This window comes from Haloferax sp. s1 (assembly GCF_058382125.1).
Window position 1 is genome coordinate 2,879 of the sequence record NZ_JBZRPK010000348.1, and the last position, 545, is coordinate 3,423.

Sequence of the window (545 nt, forward strand, 5' to 3'; positions counted from 1 at the left end):
CCGGCGCCGATTTTGTCGAGTTTCGCAGGGGGTCGTCCGCCCGGGACGACCCCCCCGGCGGCGTTTCGTTTGTTTGGTGCGGTCACGCCCCCGTCCCGCCCCTCGGCGGCGAGGCTCCCGGCGGCGAGGCCAGCTGCACTCGTTTTCCCGCGGCCCCGGTCGGCTTCGACGACGACCGCCTGTTCCGACTTCCTGAGGGCTTCGAGCGCGGCGAGGGCGTCTGACTGGTCGGCGGTGAGACAGTCCTCGTAGGCGCGGTGCGGGAATCGAAGGGTGCGGTCGCGGGGAACCGACGGAACCGGCGTATCGAACGAGATACCCTGACTGTACGACCCATCGCGTTCGACGGTTTGGGCGTCGAGGTCGACGAGCGCGACGCCGGGATGGTCACGGAGAATCGAGGCGAATCGGCCGCGGAAGCGACTGGCCACGTCATCGACGGTAAACGGCGGGACGGCGAGGCGCTCGTCGAACGAATCACGGCGGGAAAACCACTCGTCCAGGGAGGGGGGGGGGGGGAGGAGTAGGCCGCCGCCCCCGCCAGC

Annotated in this window: 1 protein-coding gene; it reads right to left on the bottom strand. The window is 70.3% G+C overall.

Annotated features, from left to right (window positions below; translation table 11 throughout):
* The coding region (locus tag QT222_RS04165; RefSeq protein WP_491476403.1) for a tRNA(Met) cytidine acetyltransferase TmcA domain-containing protein at positions 1-545 on the bottom strand (545 nt) is incomplete at both ends.